Consider the following 20,835-nt stretch of genomic DNA (forward strand, 5'->3'; position numbering starts at 1 on the left):
CACCGTTGTACGTGCCAGCACCAGCAGGGGCGCCGCGCTCGATCGCGTCGGCCACGCCCTGGTCGCCGCGGCTGTCCACCAGTGCGCGCAGGGGAGACTCCGGCCAGTCTGGTGAACGCGACAGGTCAAACGGCGCTTGGTTTTCCGGCTCCGGCATACTCCCGGAATGCCGGAGGATCTCTCGCTCACCGACCGTCAACTGGGCCTGCGGGCGAAGTTCCTGGCCGCGCCGACGGTGCCGGCGCCCCCGCCCTGGCGCCCAGCCGACTCCCACGTGATCGCTGTCGGCGGACTGCTCGGCGTTGGATTCGCCACTGATCCCGGCAGTGGCCGCGACCTGCTGCTGGTGGCGTCCACCCGCGGGCTCGGCCTGTTCGACACCGTCACCGGTGAGCGCCTGGCCCGCGACAACGAGCCTGATTCGGGCTGGCCGGACGACAACGACCTGACGTGCCAGGGAATCGGGCCGATCGCGCGGCGTCGTGTGCCGATGGCCGGGCAGGAGGGCGGTGGTCTGCACACCGGCGCCGAGGGTTGGTCGGTGGACGTCGCCAGCCCGGACTGGCCGAACGAGCGCGTGCTGTTGTCGACGGGGAGTCCCTACACCGGTGGGGAGCACGGCGAGACCTGGTGGCACATCTACCATTCGCGCTATTCGGAACTGCGTGCTGCCGGCTTCTCCCCGTCCGGGATGACGCTGGTGGTGGCGACCAGCAGCGACGTCAACCTGTGGACCAGGGCCTGACTGCACACCGGAAACCTGGACGGCGCGCGGAAAGCAGGGCTCCGGACGTCCGGAACCCTGCTTCGTTCCGCGTCTCCCACCGGGAAGCGGGAGATCACCACCAGCCGGAGCAGCGGCCGGTGACGCTGTCGCAAAGCCGGAACGAGATCTTGCTGACGTCGTTGTAACTGCCGGAGTAGGCCGAGTTCTTCACGACACCGTCCTCGCGACGCTGCAGGTACGTGTGCGACGGCAGGGATGACGGGCCGTTCGTCCACCACTTGCCGTCGTGGTCGTTGCCGTCCCAGTTCCACGACTTGCACAGCGGCAGCGTGCCGCCCTCCGGGCCCCTCAGGTCCGCGCACTGCTGTGCGGCCGAGGCGGGGGAGGCGGCGAGCAGGCTCACACCGGCGGCGACGACGATCGCGATGCCGATTTTCTTGGCAGCGTTGAGAAGCATGAGAAACCCCAGTTCGGTTGAGTGGAGATCAGGCGTCGATCACGCGGGCGACGAACTGCCAGCCCTGCTCGCCGCCGCCGTTGGCGGACCACTGGATCACCTTGGCGCCGTTGGCGGTGCTGCCGCCGGAGGTCGAGGCGACCTTGCCGCTCTTGTGGTTGACCAGGTAGCCGTCCGACGGCGTCCACATCTGTTCGAAGCCGCCGTTGCAGCTCCACTGGATCAGCTCGGCGCCGTTCGCCGTGCTGCCACCGCCGGAGACGGACAGGCACTTGCCGCTCTTGCGGTTCTTGAGCTGGTCGCCGACTCGGTACCAGAGCTGCTCGGAGCCGTCGTTGCAGCTCCACTGGATGATGTTGGCGCCGTTGGCCGTGCTGCCGCCGTTCTCGACGGACATGCACCGGTTGCTCTTGTAGTTGACCAGGTTGTAGTAGGTCGCCGCGGTGGCCGGCGGCGCGACCGCGACGGCGGTGGCGGCACTTGCGAGACCAGCGAGAACAATTCTGCCGAAGCGAGACATCGAAACCCCGGGTTGCGTGGTCGGGCGGGTCGCTCGGAACGCTATGAGCGAGCGCTGACACCGCGCTGACACGCGAGCGAGGTCGAACCCGATCGGCCCGTCGGCGACAATGGTCGAATGGCGGGGGCGGAGCACGAGAAACCAGCCGGTGCTGTCCACAACGAGGTCTCCGGTTCGGCGGACAGCGTCGTGCAGATCGGCACCGTTCTCGGCGACCTGGTGATGGGTGATCGGACCAAGCCGTCACCCGCTGCTCCGTTCATGGCGCCGCGTCCACCGGCCAACTTCACCGAACGCGTCCACCTCGGCGACCAGCTGCTGGAGGCGTTGCTGGAGCCCACCGCCGGTGGGGGCCGCCCGGTGGTGCTGTGCGGCCTCGGCGGATTCGGCAAGACGTCGATGGCGACCTGGGCCTGCCACCAGCCCGCCGTCCGCGAGCGTTTCTCCGACGGTGTGCTGTGGGTCGAGCTGGGCCGCAATCCGTCCGAACAGCGGCTCGCGTCGTTGCTCAGCGACGTGACGGCACTGGTGGCCGGCACCGCACCGCGTGTTTTCGCGACTGTTCCCGCCGCGGCGGAGGCATTCCGCGACGTCCTCGCCACCCGCCGGCTGCTCCTCGTCCTGGACGACACCTGGGCCGGCGATGCGGTGGATCCGTTCCTGAGTGACGGGCCGCAGTGCGTCCGTTTGGTGACCACCCGCAACCGCGGTCTGGTGGACGGCACCAGCGTGACCGTCGACGCGCTTGATGACGAGGAAGCTCGGGCGATCTTGAGCGTGGACCTGCCGGACGACGCGGCGGCACACGTCGGCCCGCTGGCCGCGCGGGTCGGACGGTGGCCGCTGGCACTGACGATGCTCGGCGGCACCCTGCGGAGCCTGGTGACCCAGCACGGCCTTCCCGTCGCCGAAGCGGTGCGCGGTGTGGTCACCGAACTCGACCGGCACGGAATCACCTCCGCGGACCAGCTTTCCGACGTGGAGCTGCGCCGCGGCATCGCGACCACCCTGGAGCTGAGTCTCGCGGACCTCGCCGATTCCGCCGGTGCGGCCAGCGTCGACCGGCTCAGGTCGATCGCGGCCTTCCCGCAGGGTGCGTTGGTTCCGTTCGCCTGGCTGGAGCAGCTGTGGCAGCTCGGCGCCGTGCACACGCGGATCGAATGCGACCGCTTCGTCCGTCGTTGCCTGGCTTCGGGATCCGCCTCGGGGATCCGGTTGCACGACGTGACCCGCGAGGCGCTGCGCGAGAACCGTTCACCGGAGATGTCAGCGGTCAGCGCGGCTTTGCTGGCCTGTCCGAACCAGGGATGGCACGTCCTGCCGGAGAGCCCGCTCGCCGACCAGCTCGCGTACCACCTCGTCCAGGCAGGTCGCGCTGACGAGCTCGGCAGCCTGCTGCTCGACATGCGGTATCAGGTCGAGCGCATGTGGACCGGCGGACCTCTGGCGTTCGAAGCCGATGTCACCACGTACTCGACCGTGTGTCCGGCCGATGGTCACACCGCGACACTGGCTTCGATGCTGCGGCAGGAGGCTCATCTGTTCGTCGGTCATCAGAACCACCGCGACCTCGCGCTCACCCTGCACAGCCGGCTGGTCAGCCGTCCGGAGCTGCTGGAGCGCACGTCCCACGTCCCGGAGGTGGTCGGCGAAGGCGGATGGGCTCCGCTGCGTCCCTTTCCCGACTGCGTTGACAGTGCTGCCCTGGCCAGGGTTCTCGCAGGGCACCGCGGACCTGCCGCGTCCATCACGTGCCATCCGGACGGGCACTTGATAGCCACCGCCGGTTCCTACGACACCACCGTCCGGATCTGGGACACGCGGACCTGGAGCGAGACGAACGTCATCGTCGTACCGGACGCGGCACTGGACACGCTGCGGTGGAGCCCGAACGGTGCGTTCATCGCCGTAGTTGGCCGGACAAGCCGATTCCGGGACGACAGTGACGAGTGGTCACAGCTGTTCACCGTCCTGATCTTCGACGCGGGCACCGGCGACGAGGTGACCGCCTTCGGATCACGCGGTCGTTCGGCCGGCAGTCCGGTGGCGATCGCCTGGTCCCCGGACTCCTCCAGCCTCGCGGTCTCCTCGACGGAGGAGGTCGGGCTGTGGCCGGTCGTGGGCGGTGAACCGGTTCGCCTGAAACCTCCTGCGGCGAACGGGCCCGCCCACGTCATCGCGCTCGACTGGCACGGCGAGCACGGCCTCGCGGCCTTGTCGACCGACCGGCGCCTGCTGTGGTGGCGGGATCCGGTCTCTTCGTCTGACGTGATTGCATGGCGCCACGAGGATTTCCTGGGCGTGCGTGTGAGACTTGAGTGGCGGCCCCGCGGCACTTCGCTTGCACTGTCCACACGCGACAGTCTGATGATCCTGGACCCGCGCGGTCAGACCGTTCTGTGGAGCGAATCGCCTGCAGAACTGCTGATCTATCACGCCGCAGGATGGTCGCCGGACGGTCGGTCTCTCAGTTCGTACCGCAGTGACCGGCACCGGGCGGCGAGTCTGGTGACGTGGCGGGTCCCGCCCGATCCGCGGCTGGAGGCGGGGGAGGTGGACCTCGTCGGCAGGATCGACTGCGGCATCGACGAAAGCATGCACGACGACCTCGTGTGGCTCCGGTCCGGCACGATGGTGGCCACGGCCGGTGCCCCCGTGGTGAAAGTGTGGCGGCCCGAGAACTCGGCGGAGCAGGACCCGAGTGGACGCGCGCTCGACGCCGTGCGCTGGAGTCCTGATGGGCGGCAGCTGGCTGTTCGACGTCACGGCCAATGGGCGCTGATCGATCTCGACAGGCCGGACGAACCACCGCGGCAAGAACCTTCTTATCCCTTCGGGACACCTCCAGTTACCAATGACCGTGAACGGGCGGAGGCTGCCGGGATAGAACCCGCGATGTACGAACTGCACCCCGTGGTCGAGTTCGCCTCCAGCGAGTCGCAGCGCGCGGTCGCGTTCTGGTTCGGTGCCATCAAGATCCTGCGCACGGGCCAGCGAGAACCTGTGCGCGCCTTGGAAAAGCCGGCCGCGACGAGGTGGGCTTCGCTGTGCTTCACCCCGGACGAGTCCCGCCTCGTGTCCCTGGCGGAGGACAGTGCTTACACGGCAGCGGAAATCATCGTCTGGGACCTCGCCACCGGTGAGCGGGCAGCCACCGCGCAGTTGAGCGCGGAAGACTTCGAGCTGAGTTCCACAGCGGACAAGCTGACAGCAAGCGACCACCACGTGGCGGTGGTGACGCGCTCCGGCCTGCTCGGCCTCTACGAGATCGAAGGGCTTCGTCCCGTGGGCTGGATCAAGGTCAACGGTCGTCTGCGGGACGCCTCGTTCGATCCCGATGGGAACCGGCTCGCGGTCGTGGGGGACGCGGGTCTGTATCTCCTGCGCGTTCCGCGCAACCGAGGTGGAGCCTGCTCCACCTGACACAGGGAAGCCTGCGGTATCGGCGAGGCCGGCGAAAACAACCAGACTCGGTGCCATGACAAAGGAACTGAACTCCTCGTCCACCCGCAACCGGGCGCTGCTCGCCGCGCTCCTGGTCGGCAGCCTCGCGGCCAACATCACCACGCAGGCCCTCGGCCTGAGCGTGTTCATCAGCGCCGCCTTCGGGCTGGTCGTCCTCGCCAGCGGCATCGCGCTCTTCTTGAGCTACCGCAAGAACCGCGGGTGATCACCCGCCCGGCACGGCGCGGTTCACAGTGGACGGTGGAGGCGTTCAGCGATCGAGGCGAACGCCACTGCGCCAGACGGCACGCGTGTTGAGGGTGTCCGAGATCGTGGTGGTGGGGTCTCCGTCGACGAGGAGGAGGTCGGCGCGCAGGCCTTCGGCGATGCGGCCGCGGTCGGTCAGCGCGAAGCGGCGGGCCGTCGTGGCGGTAGCGGCGCGCAGGGCCTGTGCCGGCGTGAGTCCGGCCCGCACCAGGTACTGCAGTTCGTGGTGGACGCTGGCGCCGTGGGCGAGGCCGCCGAGGAACGGCAGCGGAAGGGACGCGTCGGTGCCCACCAGGACGTCGACGCCGGCGTCGCTGAGGACCTTGATGGTCGTCAGGACGTCCTCGATGTCGCCTTGCGGGTAGCGGTTGAAGCTGGAGCGCAGGGTCTTGTCCCAGTCCTCGTCCAGCCGGGAGGCGACTCGCGGGTCGTCGGCGAGCTCGTCGCCGGTGATGCCCATGAGGGAGGCGTTGAGGACCGCGCAGGGCACGACGAACATGCCGGCGTCCTTGACCATGGCGATGATCTCGTCGGTGTGGGGCTCGACGAACAGGTGCGCCAGGCCGTCGATTCCGGCTTCCACCGCCATCCTGGTGGCGTCGATGGTCAGCGTGTGGGCGACGGTGAGCGCGCCGTACCTCCTGGCCTCGGCCACGCCCGCGTTCAGGGTGGCCTGGTCGATCATCGGAAGACCGGGGTGCCCCTCGACACTGCCGTCGTCGATCATGAACTTGACGTAGTCCGAGCCGTGAGCGAGCAGCCTGGGGATCGATGCCGCGGCGCCCTCCGGACTCGTGGCGTCCGGCTGGAACGGCGGCTCGCCGGTGGGCGGACCTCCCTCGCCGCCGGGGTTGAAGCCCGGCGGGAACAGTTCGCTGGGATGGCCGCCCGGAGGCGTGAGGCCGAAGCCTGCCGAGCGCACGTCGGCGACCGCGTCGTTCTCACTGATGCCGGTACGCCGGTCGCGCGTGTTGACGCCCTGCATCTCCAGTTCGGTGGTCACGCCGAAGCGGAGCGCCAGCGCGAGGGATTCCGGACTGGTGTGCACGTGGGCGTCGATCAGGCCCGGCAGCAGTGTCGCGCCGGTCCCGTCGACCACTTCGGTTCCGGCGGGTACCTCCCGTCCGATCCGGACGATCTTTCCGTCCTCAACGGACACGTTGGTGACGCCCAGGATCTTTTCGCCGTCGAAGACCCTGGCGCCGGTGATGGTGGTCGTGGTCATGGCCTGCCTTGTTCGTGGTGGGTAGCACCACCACTGAAGCACATACCTTAAGCTATGTAAATACGGAAGGTATGAAGATGCACTCCGGTTTGCAGTTGCTAGAGTGGATGGATGAGCAACTCGCCCCGGCCTGGGGCCGGCGACGGCGAAGGCCTGCTCGACCAGGTCGGGCCCGCACTGTCACGGCTGCGTCGCAGGACGTCCGCCGGACGTGGGGACCTCACCCGCAACCTCGTGCTGAACCTGGTCCACGAGTGTCCAGGCGAGATGACGGTGGGCGGCGTAGCAGCCGAGATGGGGGTCGCTCAGCCCGTCGCCAGCCGGACGGTGGCCGCCTGCATCGCGGACGGCCTGCTCAGGCGTGCCGTCTCGCAGGAGGACGGCCGCCGCACGGTCCTCGAGCTCACCGACGCCGGTGAGGCCGAACGCAGCCGCTTCGCCTCCGAGCAGCGCGAAGTCTTCGAGCTCATCACGACCGCGTGGACGGCCGCGGAGCGCGACCAGTTCGCACGGTTCCTGATCCGCTACAGCCAGGACAGTTCGAACTGGTCGAGCCGGCAACGCCGCCAGAGCACCCCCGGCGGAGGCGCTGACCACTGAGGGCTAGAAGGCGTCCTCGGTGAAGTCGCTCGGTGCGTCGTCGTCGAAGTCGCCGCGCGACGGCCTGGTGCGCTGCTGGCCCGCCGCGACGATCTCGTCGAGGTTCTGGCCCTCCTTGATCGCCGTGTACGCCCGCTTCAGCGACGGCATGCTGGTCTGCATCGCGCGTTGCACATCGGGATCGCTGACGGCCCTGCCGGACGTGATGTCCCGCCAGGACATCTCGCCGGAGTCGACCTTGCGCTGCAGGTCTTTCAGCGCGTTCGGCGCGTCCTTCGACCGTGCGAACTTCTCGATCTCGGCGATGTCGGCGGGGGACAGGTCGGCGCCGCGGGTCTGCACCTTGGACGCTTCGAGAGCGACCTTCTCCAGCCGCGCGCCCCTGGCGTCGAGATCCGCCTGCCACGCCTGCAACTGCTGACGAGCGCTGTCGTACGGGAACGTCATTTTCTCACCGCCTGAACTGGAAGTGGTCTTCTCCGACTAGCGCTCGTACTTCAACGCCTTGTCGTACCCGCTGTTCGCCTTGTACCCGCCCTTGGCCGCGCCCCACGCGCCGCTGCCCACGGCGGACATGCCGTCGCCCAGCTTCTCCTGGCCGTCCTGCCACGTGTCGACCACGTCGAAGAAGTCGTTGACGTCCCGCACGTCAGGGATCTTGGCCAGCGCGGTGCCCATCAGCTTGATGCCGTTGATCACGCCCTGGACGCCCTCGATGAGCGTCTGCATGGACAGGATGAGCTTGCGCACCTGGTCGACGATGTTGACCACGTCGTAGACCATCCACACGGCACGACCCCAGCCGACGAGCGGGATCCACGCCGTCATCGCGGCCTTCATCAGCTTGTCGCAGATCTTGTCGAGCAGCGTCAGCGCGAGCTTCGCGGCCGACCGGCACGAGCTCGCCATGTTCTTGAACCGGTCACCGATGAACTTCGCGACCTGCGAGTCCCACTCGATCGCCGTGGTCCAGGTGCGGCGCATGCGATTCTCAAAGCTCTGCGCGGCGCCGCCGTCCCAGCTCGGCGAGAGCTCCTCGATGCCGTTGTTCACGTTGTGCCGCACGTTGTCCAGCGCCTTGGCGACCCGGTCCCACGCGGCGGCGTTCGCGTCGATCTTCTCGAAATCACCCGCCAGCGGCATGACCAGATCGCGCACCAGGTCGTCACCGGTCACCTGCTGGTAGATCCAGTTGACGCCCTGGATCTTCCACCCGGCGGCCTCGATCAGCTCCTTGACGGTCTGCCGGCCGGGCCGATTTTCCGGCGTGGCGCGCAGCGCGACATTCGGATCTTCAATGTCCAGGTAGCCGTTGCAGACCCCGCCGCTCATTCGCCCACCCCCAGGACCCGCCCCAGCCAGGACTGCGGCTCGGTCTTGCCCGCGGTGTCGATCAGGCAGACCGCGATCTCGTCCGCCTTCTCGTAGACATGCGCCGACTTCACCAACGACTCGGCGTCCTGGCTCATCTTCGTGTTCGCGGCCTCGAGCGTCTCGCCGTAGAGCTGCGCGACCCCGGTCACGACGGGGTCGAGCAGCGACAGCAGCCCGGTGAACCCGGACGTGTCCCCACCCTTGAGGATCGCGTGCTCCCGGATCGTCAGGAAGTGCTCGGCCTGACGTTCGAGCAACCCGCTGTAGCCGCGCAGCTCATCTGGCACGACGTGGAACTTCTCACCCATGGCGGACATGACGCCCGACCCCCATGTGCGGTTCCGTCGCATTCAGCCCAATAGGCAACTCGAATCACGTTCGTCCGCGACTGCCTGTCAGCCGGATCCCAGAGCCTGCAACACCGAGTGCTCACCGCGCCCGAGAGCCTCGACGTGGTCGGCCACGTTGAACGCGTCGCTCAACGTCGCTCCACCGTCGAGCAGGGCGATCACCCGGCGCTCGGTGTTCTTGACGGCCAGCGCGGCGTCGAGGAGTGACTCGACCCGCTGCGGGTCGACGACGATCAGGCCTTCGTCGTCAGCGAGAACCAGATCGCCGGGGTTGACCGCGACCCCGCCGCAGGTGACCGGAACCTGGAGTTCGCCGAGCTGCGACGCGGTGCCGGCGCGCGGCGTGACGAACCGGCTGTAGACGGGGAGCGCGCAGGTCGAGACGTAGGACATGTCGCGGTAGCCGCCGTCCACGACGATGCCGCCCAGCGACCGCGCCAATGCCGCCCGCGCGAACATCTCGCCGCCGAGAGCGGTCTCGCGTGCTCCGCCGTCGACGACGATCACGTCACCGGGCTCGGCTGTCTCGACCGCGCGCAACACGGCCAGGAAGTCCTCGCGGCATCGGACCGTGAACGCCGGCCCGAGGATCCGGGTCGCCGCGGATCGAGGGCGGATCGCGCTGTGCACGACCCTCGTGGTCCGGTCGGCGTCGCAGAGCGCGGTCGTGTCGACGGCGAGAAACCGTTCCAGCAGTTCGTCGTTGACTGGCATTGGGCGCGATCCCCTTGTGTCGGCGGTGGAACTTTCTCCACCATTCCACCTCGGGCCGGGCGGCCTCAGGCGAACCTGGGCGTGCCCCTTCGGGTGAAGGCGGAGGCGTTGTCGCGTGCCCAGTCGGCGAAGCTGAGCGCGGGCCTGCCCAGCAGGTCCTCCACGGTGCTGGTGGTGGGGCCCGGACTATCGGCGTAGTCCGCCAGCGAGCCGAGCAGGCGGGCTGGGACTTCCTCGGGCAGTCCTTGCGCGAGCATGCCCTGCCGCACCAGTTCGGGTGGGACTTCCTGGAAGGACAGCGTCCGGCCGACGGCGGCGCCGATGAGCCGCACTTTCTCGTACTGGTCCAGCGATTGTGGTCCCGTCAGCGTGTGGACCGATCCGGCGTGGGCACTGCCGCGGAGGGCCTGCACGGCGACCATCGCGATGTCGGTTTCGTGGACAGGGGACGTGGCGGCCTTGCCGTACGCGCCGCGGACCACCTCGCCTGCCTCGATCTGCGGTGCCCAGGCCAGCGCGTTGGCGGCGAAGTCCGCGAGGCGCAGGACCGTCCACTCCAGACCGGAACGGGTGACGAGATCCTCGGCCAGCTTGAACTGGGCGGCGAAGCGTTCTTCTCCCGCCGGGTGCTCCACGGTGGTGGCCGACAGCAGCACCGCACGCCGGACGCCCTGCTTGACGGCCAGCGCCAGCAGCTCCTCGAGACCAGGGCCGGTGGCACGCGGGCTGATCTGGATCGCTTCCACCCCCTCCAACGCCGGCTCGATCCACTGTGGACGAAACAGGTCGCCGTCGACGACCCCCTCGCCGCCGGGACCGCGACTGACCGCGGTGACGGCCATGTCCTTCTGCGACAGCAGTTTCATCACTTGCCGTCCCACGACGCCGTTGGCTCCGGTGATCAGGATCATGATGGTTGCTCCGTTTCGCTCGTTGTCATGCCCACAGGACGTCGCCTCCGGTCAGGTTGTGACGGACCGTGAGCGGCGTCACAGCTGGACGCGCGACTGGCAGCTGCTCCTATGCTCGGGTGCCATGAGCAAGCTGGGGGTGGTGGTCCTGCTCGTGCTGTGCCTTGGTGCCTGCGCGGAGTCCGGACCGACGAAGCAGGACGTCATCGCGAAGATCAGGGCCGACGCCGGCACCAAGGACGCGCCGGCGCAGGTCGTCGAGTGCGTCGCCGACTGGTACATGGGCAGGCCCGCGGCGCAGCGGCAGGCCTTCGTCGACGGTGAGGTCGCCGACCAGGAGCCGGACCAGGGCGTGCTGGACTGCCTGAAAGGCGCGGCGCCGTGAGATGAGAGTGCCGTGAGAGCGGGCTGAGAGACCCCGGCGCTTGGGTGAGGTGGGACCTCTGGGGGAGGTCTGCCTGTTGCGCTGGAGGTAGTCGTGAGGGCTAAGCGCTCGATAGCGATCCCCGTCGTGGGGACGTTGCTGGTCTCGTTGGCCGTGGCGATAGCCGTGGTGACACGGGAGGAATGTCCGGACAGCAGACCGGACGGGCCCGCGGCCCGTGCGGCGGCGAGAGCTTGTGGCGAGCCGGTGGACGTGGCGCTGCTGACCAGCGCCACCAGGCTCGTCGTGGCCAATCCCGACGGGACGATGACCGTCACCCAGCACGCCGCGCCACAGCGGGTGCGCCGCGACGACGGCTGGGTGGCGGTCGACACCGCGCTCGACCCGGTGACGGTCGCGCCCAGGGCGGCGGCGGTCGACCTGCGGATCGCCGGCGGGCCGCAGGAGCCTCTCGTCACGATCCAGGACGACGACAGGTCACTGGCATGGGGCCCGGCGCCGCAGGAACCGCCGAAGGTGGAAGGGGACACCGCCACCTTCGCCACCACGCGGATCCAGGCGTTGGCGGACGGGTTCCGGATCATCGTCACCGGCCAGGGCGCGCAGCAGGTGCGCATGCCGGTCGGCACCCGCGGGCTGGCCCTGCAGGAGCGCGACGGTGTGATCCGCGCGCTGGACGCCAAGCACCGCACCGTGTTCGTGGCCGACCAGGCCACGACGAAGGCGGGGCCGGTGCCCACGAAGATCGAGAACGGCGACGTGGTCTTCACCCTTCCCGACGGCGCGTGGGAGCTCACGCAGGTCGTGCGCCGCGGTGAGCAGGGCTTCGACGGCGCTGTGTTCGCCGGTGCCCGGATCGAGCGCGCGCGGCTGGGTGACCAGGACGTCTCCAGCACCGTCAAGACGGCGGTGGCGCAGCAGGTTTCCCTGCTCCCGCTGGAGAAGCGCGACCAGCCGCTCGTCACCACCTTCACGCCGGGCACGACCGCGACGCCGGTCGTGACGTCCACCGACTACCCGGCGGGCGAGCAGACCCACGGCGCTCCGAAGCAGCCGGGCAAGGTCGTCTTCGCCGCGCCGGGCGCCGTGGAGTTCCGCCACCGCTGGCAGAGCGAGGCCGAGTTCACGCGGGTGCCCGCACCCAGCGGCACCGTCGAGGTCAGCGTCGCGCCACCCGCCAAGGGCACGCAGGTGCTGGAGGTCAAGGCCGTCGACGCGGCAGGCCAGGAGTCGGAGCTCGCGCCGCACGCCACCCGTGTCGCCGCGCTGCCGGAGCCGATCGTCAAGCACGACAACGGTGTCTTCACCGCCGAGCGCGGCACCGCGTTCAAGTACCGGTGGAACACCGACTGGATCTTCCAGAAAGCCGTGGACGGCAAGGCGAAGCTGAGCCTCGTGCCGCCGACCGCGACGACCGTCGAGGTCGTGGCCATCGGCGCCGACCCGTCGGTCGAATCCGTCCCGGCCACCTTCACCACGGCCGCCGCCGGCACGCCGCTGGTCGCCTCGTCCGACTACCCGGCGGACGGCGTCGAGCACGGCGCCGCGGGCAAGGAGGGCACGTTCACCTTCCGCGCCACGGGAACGGACCCGGTCACCGGTTTCCGCTACCAACTCGACGGTGGCGCGGTCACCGACGTCGCCGGCTCGGGCAAGGCGCAGGCGAAGATCACGCCGGCCACCGCGGGCGAGCACGTCCTGACCGTGAAGGCGGTCGGCGCCAACGGCGAGGAGTCGCCCGCGGCGGAGCACCGCTTCAAGGTCGCGGCCGCCGCACCACAGGCACCCGCCGCACCGCAGATCGTCTCCACCGACTACCCGGCCGACGGCCAGCCGCACGGCGCGCCCGGCCAGGCGGGCACCTTCACGCTGAAGAGCCCTGCCGCCAACGGCTTCCGCTACCGCCTCGGCGACGGTCCGGTCACGACGGTCGCGGCCGCCGGTGAGGCGCAGGTCCAGCTCACCCCGTCGACCAGCGGCACGCACACGCTCACCGCGTGGGCGCTCAACGGCCAGACGTCCGCTCCGGCCACGCACACCTTCACCGTCGGCGGCCTGCCGGTGCCCGCACCGGACGCGCCGGTCGTGACGTCCACGGACTTCCCGGCCGACGGCCAGCCGCACGGCAGCATCGGCCAGGCGGGCACCGTCACCGCACGTCCGCAGGGCGGCACCGCCGCGGACGTGATCGTCCACCAGCTCGACACCGACGCGGCGCCGAAGGAACAGCCGATCGCGAACGGTGCGGCGCAGCTCTCCGTCACCCCGGTCCGTTCCGGCAAGCGCACGCTCACCGTGTGGTCCAAGGTGTCGGCGACCGGCGCGCTGTCCACGCCCGTCCGGCACGAGTTCGTCGCGGGCGCGCCCGCCGGACCGAGGGACTTCTTCTACGACGCCGCGGGCCAGCTCGCCGGTGTCGCGAACAACTCCGGTGAGGCGGCCGCCTACCGGTACGACGACAGCGGCAACCTCCTTGCCACCGAACGGTTCGTGCAGGGTGACGCGACGGTGTTCGCGATCGTCCCCGCACGCGGCCCGGTGGGCAGCACGGTCGAGATCAGCGGCATCGGGTTCGCCGCGCAGGGCACGACCGTGACGTTCGACGGCGTCACCGCGCCGGTCACCGCCGCGTCCGCCAACCGCGTCTCCGTCACCGTGCCGCAGGGCGTCAAGGAAGGCGTCGTGCGCGTCACGGCCAACGGCAAGACCTCGGTCGGCCCGCGCCCGTTCCAGCTCGCCCGCGGTGTCACCGCGCCCGCGATCACCGCCGTGTCAACGGATCGCGGCGACCCCGGCGACGTCGTGACGATCACCGGTACCGGCTTCGACCCCGACATCGCCCGCAACGTGGTGCGGTTCCACCAGACCGTGGCGCGGGTGCGCGAGGTGACGCCGACGAAGCTCGTCGTGCAGGTGCCCGACGCCGCTTCGTCCGGCCGGATCACCGTCCGCACGCCCGGCGGCGAGACCACCAGCGCGGCCGACTTCCTGGTCGCGCCACGGGGGTTCGTGACGTCCAAGCTGGTCTACGGCGGCAGGCTGCAGCTCGGCCAGGCCGTGAACCTGGACATCCCGGCGGGCAAGGCCGCCGTGGTGCTGGTCGACGGCAAGATCGGCGAGCAGCTGAACCTGAAGCTGGAGAACAACACCATCCCGGTGCGTTCGGCGATGTGGATGTTCACCCCGCACGGCGGCGACTTCGCCCGCCGCGCGCTCGGCGACCCGCTCGACCTGTGGGCGGGCAGCAAGCTGCACCAGGACCTGCCGGCGTTCAAGCACAACGGCACCTACACGATCGTCGTGGCGCCGGACGACGGGGTGGCGGGCAAGGTCAGCGTCACCCTGTCCAAGGACCTGACCGGCGACAAGCTGACCCGCGACGGGTCCGGTGTGCCGTTCGACATCCGGCAGGGCCAGCCGGTGAAGGAGATGCCGTTCACGGCGACCGCGGATGAGTGGATGAGCTTCGGCCTCACCGACATCAGCGAGCCGAACAACCACTTCAACGTCACCGTCGTCGACCCCGACGGCACCAGGCTCACCTGGCGCGCGCGGCTCGGCGACTACATCCCGACGATGGTGTTCCAGGCGAAGAAGACGGGCACCTACAAGGTGATCCCGAACTTCGACCCCAACCAGCTCGGCTCCGGCCGGGTCTGGCTGTCCAGCGTGATCGACGCGGGACCGCTGGCGGTCAACGGGAACCCGACCTCCTACCAGGTGCTGCGGCCCGGCCAGTCGGTGCGGATGCAGTTCCAGGGCACCGCGAACCAGCCGCTGGTGCTGGGCCACACCGACAACACCATCCGGGAGAACGGCCGTGCCGCCTACCCGGTCAGCATCATGTCCGAACCGGACGGTCAGCAGGTCGAACTGCGCGACGGCACGGCCGAGACGCGGAACCTGAGGATCCGCAAGACCGGCACGCACAACCTGTTCATCAGCGGCTGGGAGGCCGTCGGCGCGGCGAAGGCGTGGCTGTCGACCGTCGCCGAGGGCGGCAAGCTGCCGGTGAACGCCTCGACCAGGGTCACCGTCGACCGGCCGGGCCGCGAGATGTGGCTCGACTACGACGGCGTCAAGGACAAGCCGCTCACGATGGTGGTGCGCAAGAGCGTGCCGGGTGAGGTCGTCATCAGGCTCTACCGGCCCAACGGCACCACCCTGGTCGGCAGCGTCGTCGACGGCAAGCTCGACGTCCCCGCGCTGCCGGAGACCGGCAAGTACCGGATCTTCGTCGACCCCGGTTTCGCGGTCACCGGAGACCTGACGTTCCACCTGTCCGAACCCGCGGACCTCGGCACGCTCGTCCCGGACGCCGCGCCCGCGAACCCGAACATCACGGTGCTCGGCCAGAAGGTCATTGCCAAGATCGCGGGCACACAGGGGCAGCGGCTGACCATCGGCACGGCATCCGAGCGGATCCCGTTCCTCAAGTGGAAGGTGACCAAGCCGGACGGGACCAACCTGGACTCGTCGGGCAGCAGCGCGTACCAGTCCCACCTCGGCCTCGACCTCACCCAGCTGCCGGTCACCGGTGAGTACCGGGTGCAGATCGAGCCGGTCGACCAGGACGTGCAGCCCACGGGCGGCCAGCTCACGATCATGCTGAACTCGGAGACCGACGGCGGCAAGATCGAGTACGGGGGAGCGGCCAAGACCGTCACGTTCAACCGGCCGGCGCAGAACGGCAGGCTGACGTTCGACGGCACGCTGAACGACCTGCCGAAGCTGAGCATCAAGCGCAACATCGGCAACAACGGCACCTACTACACGCTGTACGCGCCGAACGGCACGGTCGAGACGACCAGGCGGTTCATCAGCACCGAGCCGTACGAGTTCTTCGCCAGGCTCAAGGCGACCGGCACGTACACGCTCGTCTTCGACCCGGCCAACAGCCCCGTCGGTTCGATCGACGTGTCCATCACCAAGCGGGCCACCGCGGCCCCGGTCACGCAGATCGATCCACCGGCGGTGCGGGAACCGGCCTGCCCGCAGATGGACCAGCGTCCACCCGCCGCCAAGGTGGGCGCCGCGCCGCAGGGCGGTGACCAGCCGAAGCAGGAGGAGCTGGAGAAGCCGACCTCGACGCCGTGCAGCTCGTCCAGCGGCTGGCGACCGGACGCCGCGAACCTCGGCGGCACCGACTGGAACACCCGCTACGACCCGCGTCCGGTCCGGGATCGCCCGCTGCAGTTCGCGGTCGGCTTCACCGGCGTGGTCGGCACGGTGCAGTCCACCGACGGTCAGCCGCTGGCCGGCGTGACGGTGAGCGCACGGGACAAGAAGGCGACCACCGACGCCGACGGCAAGTTCACGCTGATCGGTCTGCCCGAGGGCCACGTGTCGCTGCGGGTGGACGGTCGTACGACCGGCCGTGCGTTCGGCACCTTCGACATAGGCGTGGACGTGCGGCAGGGCCAGGTGCTCGTGCTGCCGCACACGGTGTTCCTGCCGGAGATCGACAAGAACTCCGTGGTGCACGTGCCCAGCCCGACGATCACCGAGACCGTCCTGACCACGAAGTCCATCCCGGGCCTCGAAGTCCGCATCCCGGCGGGCACGGTCATCCGCGACGCGGACGGCAACGTGGCCACCGAGCTGTCGCTGACCCCGATCCCGATCGACCGCCCGCCGTTCCCGTTGCCCCCGAGCAAGGTGCCGGTGTACTTCACCGCGCAGCCGGGTGGCGGCTACCTGTTCCCGCAGGGCGCGACGATCATCTACCCGAACTACACGAAGGAGGCGCCGGGCACCCGGACGCAGTTCTGGAACTACGACCCGGACGGCAAGGGCTGGCACGTCTACGGCCACGGCACCGTCTCGAAGGACGGCACGCAGATCGTGCCGGACGCGGACGTGAAGTTCTACCGGCTCACCGGCGCGATGACCGTCGTGCCGGGCCTCAACCCGGCGGGCAAGGCGCCGAAGCCCAACAACACCAGGGTCGGCGACCCGGTCGACCCGGCCACCGGCCTGTTGATCGACGAGCAGGTGGACCTGGTCGTCGACGACATCCTGCCGATCGAGGTCAAGCGCAGCTACCAGCAGGGTGACGCGTTCGTGCGCCCGTTCGGCGTCGGCGCCAGCTTCGACTACGGCGTCTTCCCGTGGGCGCCACTGGTCGACGGCTTCCCGACGTTCAAGGAGTTCGACCTCGTCCAGCCGGACGGCAGCAAGATCCACTACACCCGCACGACGCCGGGCCAGGACTACGCGGGCGCGCTGTTCACCGCGGACCCGACGCCGACGAAGTTCGACGGTTCGGTCGCGGTGTGGAACGACGCCGGCTGGGACGTGAAACTGCGCGACGGCACCATCTACGTCATCGGCGAAGAGGCGCCGCTGCAGGAGATCCGCGACAAGTTCGGCAACGCCACGACCATCACCCGAGCCGCCGCGCCACCGGGCGTCGACGGCAAGGTCAGGGCGAACGGCCCCATCACGCAGGTCACGACGTCCAGCGGCCGCTGGGTCCGCTTCAGCTACGACGAGGCGAACCCGCCGAAGGTGAAGTCCGCCGAGGACAACCTCGGCCGGCGCGTGACCTACACCTATCTCGCCACCGGCCACCTGGAAACGGTGACCAACGCGGAAGGCGGCGTCACCAAGTACACCTGGGACGCCAAGGGTCTGCTCAGCACGATCACCGACCCGCGTGGCACCCGGTTCCTGCTCAACACCTACGACGACAAGGACCGGGTCAAGACTCAGACCGCGGCCGACGGTGGCGTCACGAAGTTCGACTACACCGATGTCAACGGCGTGATCACCGAGACTCGGATGACCGATCCGCGGGAGGCTGTGCGCCGGTTCCTGTTCAACGACAAGGGACAGGTGATCAGCGACACCAAGGCGTTCGGCACGCCGTTCGCCCAGGAGACGACCACCGAGTACGAGGCCAACGGCGTGCGGGTGAAGTCCAGCACGGACGCACTCAAGCGCAAGACGACCTACGTCTACGACGCCAAGAGCTTCGTCAAGGAGAGCACCGTTCTCGCGGACACGCCGAACGCGCGCACGCAGAAGTTCGACCGCCTCGGTCCGAACGGTGAACTCACCAAGCACACCGACGAGTATCTGAAGGAGACGACCTACGAGCTCGACGCGCGTGGCGCGGTCAAGTCGACCACGAACCCCGCGGGTCGCAAGACCTCGTTCGACGTCAACGAACGCGGCCAGGTCACCAAGGTGACCGACCCGGCGGGCAAGTTCCGCGTCACCAGCTACTCCGGCACCGACGCGGTGCGGACGACGGACGAGCTGGGCAAGGTGAGCACGGCCGGCTACGACGTCCTGGGCCGCAAGGTCCGCACGGCCGACGCGGTGGGTGTGGTCACCGAGACCGCGTACACGGCGCAGGACTTCGTCGCCTCGGTCACCGACGGCCTCGGCCGGACCATGCGGTACGAGTACGACCGCAACGGCAACAGGTCCAAGGTGATCGACGCGCGCAACAGCGAGACCGTCTTCCACCACACCGCCATGGATCAGCTCCGCGCGATCACCGACCCGCTCGGGGTGACCACCCCGGACGCGGTGTACGACCGCAACGGCAACCTGGAGAAGGAGACCGACCGCCGCGGTGTCGTCGTCGAGCACAAGTACGACCCGCTGAACCGCAGGTACGAGAGCAGCTACGGCTCGGAGAGCAAGGTCACCAACACCTTCGACGCCGGTGACCGGGTGCGGTCCAGTGTGGACAGCGTCGCGGGCACGTCGACGATCGACTACGACGAGCTCGACCGGGTCAAGCAGGAGACCACGCCGAACGGTTCGGTGTCCTACGCCTACGGAACGACGGTGCGGGACCGCACGACGACGGTGTCCGGGCGTCCCGCGGTGCGGCACGTCTACGACGCCGCGGGTGACCTCCAGGAGATCCAGCAGGGCGGCACCGCGATCAGCGTCGTGACCCGCGACCGCTCCGGTCGCACGGAAAGGGTGGGCGCGCCCGGCAACGGAGTCGGGCAGACGTACACCTACGACGACACCGGCCGGGTCAAGACGATCACGTACCGGTCGGGCACCACGGCGCTCGGCGACCTCGCCTACGAGTACGACGCCACCGGCCTGCCGGTCCGGACCACCGGCGCGTCCTCGCGGGCGATGTTGCCCGAGCCGTACGGCCCGGCGACGTACGACAGCGCGAACCGCATCAAGACCATCGGCGGTTCGACGATCACCTACGACCCGGAGGGCAACCTGTTGTCCGACGGCGCGACCACCTACACCTGGAACGCCAGGGGAGAGCTCGCCACGGTCACGGGGCAGGGCACGTCGGCGTCGTTCAACTACAACTCCGACGGCCGCAGGCTGGGGCGCACGGTCGCCGGTGTGACCACCAACTACGTGTACGACGGCCAGAACCCGTTGCAGGAGAAGGTGAACGGGCAGGTCACCGCGAACATGACCGCGAGCGGTGTGGACGGGTTCCACCTGCGCGAGTCGGGTGGCACCACGCGCCGGTTCCTCACCGACGCGGTCGGCAGCACGGTCGGCCTGGTCGACCCGAACGGCACGGGTGCGTCCTACACCTACGAACCGTTCGGTCGCACCTACGCGAGCGGTGCGGGAGCGGACAACCCGTACCGCTTCACCGGTCGTGAGGACGACGGCACCGGTCTCTACCACTACCGGGACCGCTACTACAGCCCGGTGCTGCAGCGGTTCATCAGCGAGGACCCGATCGGGTTCGAGGGCGGCCGCAACGTCCACGCCTACGTGGACAACCAGCCGACCGTCCTGGGCGACCCGAGCGGCAACAAGCCCACCAACAACGGCAAGAACAACCGGGACAGCTGCTTCCTCAACAGCTTCGTCGCCGGCACGCCGGTGTTGATGGCGGACGGTTCCCGCAAGGCGATCGAGGAGGTGCGACTCGGCGACCAGGTCACCGCGACCGATCCCGAGTCCGGGAAGACGCAGGCACGGGAGGTCACGGCGACGATCGTCGGCAAGGGCGCGAAGCGGCTCGTCGACATCACCGTCGACACCGACGGGATGTCGGGGACGGCGACCTCGACCCTGGTGGCCACCGACGGGCACCCGTTCTGGGTCGAGAACAGGGGCGAGTTCGTCGAGGCGCAGGACATCCAGCAGGGCGACCGGGTGCGCACGTCGTCCGGTGAACTGCTCGGGGTCACGCGCCTGGGCATCCGCGCGGTGGCGGACCAGCAGGTGTACAACCTGACCGTCGCGACCGACCACACGTACTACGTGGTCGCGGGCGACAAACCGGTGCTGGTGCACAACGCCCGTCCGCCGCGTCAGCGCCCTGACCCGAACGCCAAGGGCCCGCACTCCACCTTTATGCTCGGTCCGGACGGCAAGGTGAAGAAGTACGCCACCTGGCAGGAGCAGTCGAACCCGCGCAACCCGGCCCCGTGGGAGCTGGAGAAGCGGTACGACCGGTGGGGCCCGTCGCACACGAACCCGGACGGCACTGTGGTGGACACTCCGCACCTGAACCTGCCGGACGGAACCGCGCGCGAGCCGGACCCTTGGGAGGACCCGAATGCCGGATGCTGAGAGCCCGTTCCAGTTCTTCCAGCGGTGGTACACCGAGCAGTGCAACGGCGACTGGGAGCACGAGTTCGGTGTGCGGATCACGACGCTGGACAATCCCGGCTGGCACGTGGTGGCCGACCTGGTGGACACCGATCTGGAAGGACGCACCCTCGACCGGTCGAAGGACGAACCGGGTGAGGGACGGTGGATCTGGGCATCGTCGGACGGTGAGCGGTACGAGTCGTCCTGTGATCCGCACTCGCTCGACGACGCGTTGAGCAGGTTCCGGGAGTTCGCGCTGCGACAGGTGGAGTGACCGCATGACGCAAGGCCGGGTTTTCCTGCTCTGGC

Annotated in this window: 15 protein-coding genes; 7 read left to right on the forward strand and 8 right to left on the reverse strand. The window is 69.1% G+C overall.

Annotation, left to right across the window (positions count from 1 at the left end; genetic code table 11):
- Window positions 1-166 precede the first annotated feature (166 nt).
- The gene (locus SK803_RS28390; protein WP_319969182.1) at window positions 167-745 is read left to right on the forward strand and encodes a hypothetical protein; all 579 of its coding nucleotides are present in this window, start codon (window positions 167-169) and stop codon (window positions 743-745) included.
- 94 nt (window positions 746-839) lie between these two features.
- Here the strand turns inward: SK803_RS28390 and SK803_RS28395 are convergent, their stop codons facing one another.
- Together SK803_RS28395 and SK803_RS28400 are read right to left on the reverse strand one after the other, a co-directional pair.
- Complete coding sequence (locus tag SK803_RS28395) at window positions 840-1,184, reverse strand: hypothetical protein (protein ID WP_319969183.1); 345 nt, start codon at window positions 1,182-1,184, stop codon at window positions 840-842.
- Window positions 1,185-1,212: 28 nt separating this feature from the next.
- A complete protein-coding gene (locus SK803_RS28400) occupies window positions 1,213-1,704 on the reverse strand; it encodes an RICIN domain-containing protein (protein WP_319969184.1) in 492 nt (163 codons plus the stop codon).
- A 117-nt stretch (window positions 1,705-1,821) separates the two neighbouring features.
- On the opposite strand from SK803_RS28400, the gene SK803_RS28405 reads away from it, so the two are divergent.
- Complete coding sequence (locus tag SK803_RS28405; protein ID WP_319969185.1) at window positions 1,822-5,127, forward strand: NB-ARC domain-containing protein; 3,306 nt, start codon at window positions 1,822-1,824, stop codon at window positions 5,125-5,127.
- Window positions 5,128-5,182: 55 nt separating this feature from the next.
- Window positions 5,183-5,374 carry a hypothetical protein gene (locus SK803_RS28410; protein ID WP_319969186.1) on the forward strand — a complete coding sequence of 64 codons (192 nt, stop codon included), beginning with the start codon at window positions 5,183-5,185 and terminating at the stop codon, window positions 5,372-5,374.
- Window positions 5,375-5,419: 45 nt separating this feature from the next.
- On the opposite strand, the gene SK803_RS28415 is transcribed toward SK803_RS28410, so the two are convergent.
- Window positions 5,420-6,640, reverse strand: a complete 1,221-nt coding sequence (locus SK803_RS28415; protein ID WP_319969187.1) for an amidohydrolase family protein — start codon at window positions 6,638-6,640, stop codon at window positions 5,420-5,422.
- A gap of 111 nt (window positions 6,641-6,751) precedes the next feature.
- Between SK803_RS28415 and SK803_RS28420 the strand changes: the two genes are divergently transcribed.
- A complete protein-coding gene (locus SK803_RS28420) occupies window positions 6,752-7,240 on the forward strand; it encodes a MarR family winged helix-turn-helix transcriptional regulator (protein WP_319969188.1) in 489 nt (162 codons plus the stop codon).
- A gap of 3 nt (window positions 7,241-7,243) precedes the next feature.
- On the opposite strand, the gene SK803_RS28425 is transcribed toward SK803_RS28420, so the two are convergent.
- From SK803_RS28425 to SK803_RS28445, 5 genes are all read right to left on the reverse strand, one after another.
- Window positions 7,244-7,687: a hypothetical protein gene (locus SK803_RS28425; protein WP_319969189.1), complete on the reverse strand. Its 444-nt coding sequence runs from the start codon at window positions 7,685-7,687 to the stop codon at window positions 7,244-7,246.
- Between the two features lie 36 nt (window positions 7,688-7,723).
- Window positions 7,724-8,572, reverse strand: coding sequence for a WXG100 family type VII secretion target (locus SK803_RS28430; protein ID WP_319969190.1), 849 nt, complete (start codon window positions 8,570-8,572; stop codon window positions 7,724-7,726).
- On the reverse strand, window positions 8,569-8,931 hold the full coding sequence (locus tag SK803_RS28435; RefSeq protein ID WP_319969191.1) for a hypothetical protein: 363 nt from the start codon (window positions 8,929-8,931) through the stop codon (window positions 8,569-8,571). The genes SK803_RS28430 and SK803_RS28435 overlap by 4 nt, the downstream gene beginning before the upstream one ends.
- Before the next feature lie 78 nt (window positions 8,932-9,009).
- Window positions 9,010-9,678, reverse strand: a complete 669-nt coding sequence (locus tag SK803_RS28440; RefSeq protein ID WP_319969192.1) for an RraA family protein — start codon at window positions 9,676-9,678, stop codon at window positions 9,010-9,012.
- A gap of 65 nt (window positions 9,679-9,743) precedes the next feature.
- Window positions 9,744-10,589: an NAD(P)H-binding protein gene (locus SK803_RS28445; protein ID WP_319969193.1), complete on the reverse strand. Its 846-nt coding sequence runs from the start codon at window positions 10,587-10,589 to the stop codon at window positions 9,744-9,746.
- Between the two features lie 124 nt (window positions 10,590-10,713).
- On the opposite strand from SK803_RS28445, the gene SK803_RS28450 reads away from it, so the two are divergent.
- The 3 genes from SK803_RS28450 to SK803_RS28460 all read left to right on the forward strand — a co-directional run bounded on the left by SK803_RS28450 (window position 10,714) and on the right by SK803_RS28460 (window position 20,800).
- The gene (locus SK803_RS28450) at window positions 10,714-10,974 is read left to right on the forward strand and encodes a hypothetical protein (RefSeq protein WP_319969194.1); all 261 of its coding nucleotides are present in this window, start codon (window positions 10,714-10,716) and stop codon (window positions 10,972-10,974) included.
- Between the two features lie 93 nt (window positions 10,975-11,067).
- A complete protein-coding gene (locus SK803_RS28455; RefSeq protein WP_319969195.1) occupies window positions 11,068-20,505 on the forward strand; it encodes a polymorphic toxin-type HINT domain-containing protein in 9,438 nt (3,145 codons plus the stop codon).
- Entirely contained in the window at window positions 20,492-20,800 is a 309-nt protein-coding gene (locus SK803_RS28460) for an Imm53 family immunity protein (RefSeq protein WP_319969196.1), read from the forward strand. Before SK803_RS28455 ends, SK803_RS28460 begins: the two co-directional genes overlap by 14 nt.
- Window positions 20,801-20,835: the final 35 nt, after the last annotated feature.

The sequence above is a fragment of the Lentzea miocenica genome (assembly GCF_033949945.1).
GTDB lineage: Bacteria > Actinomycetota > Actinomycetes > Mycobacteriales > Pseudonocardiaceae > Lentzea > Lentzea miocenica.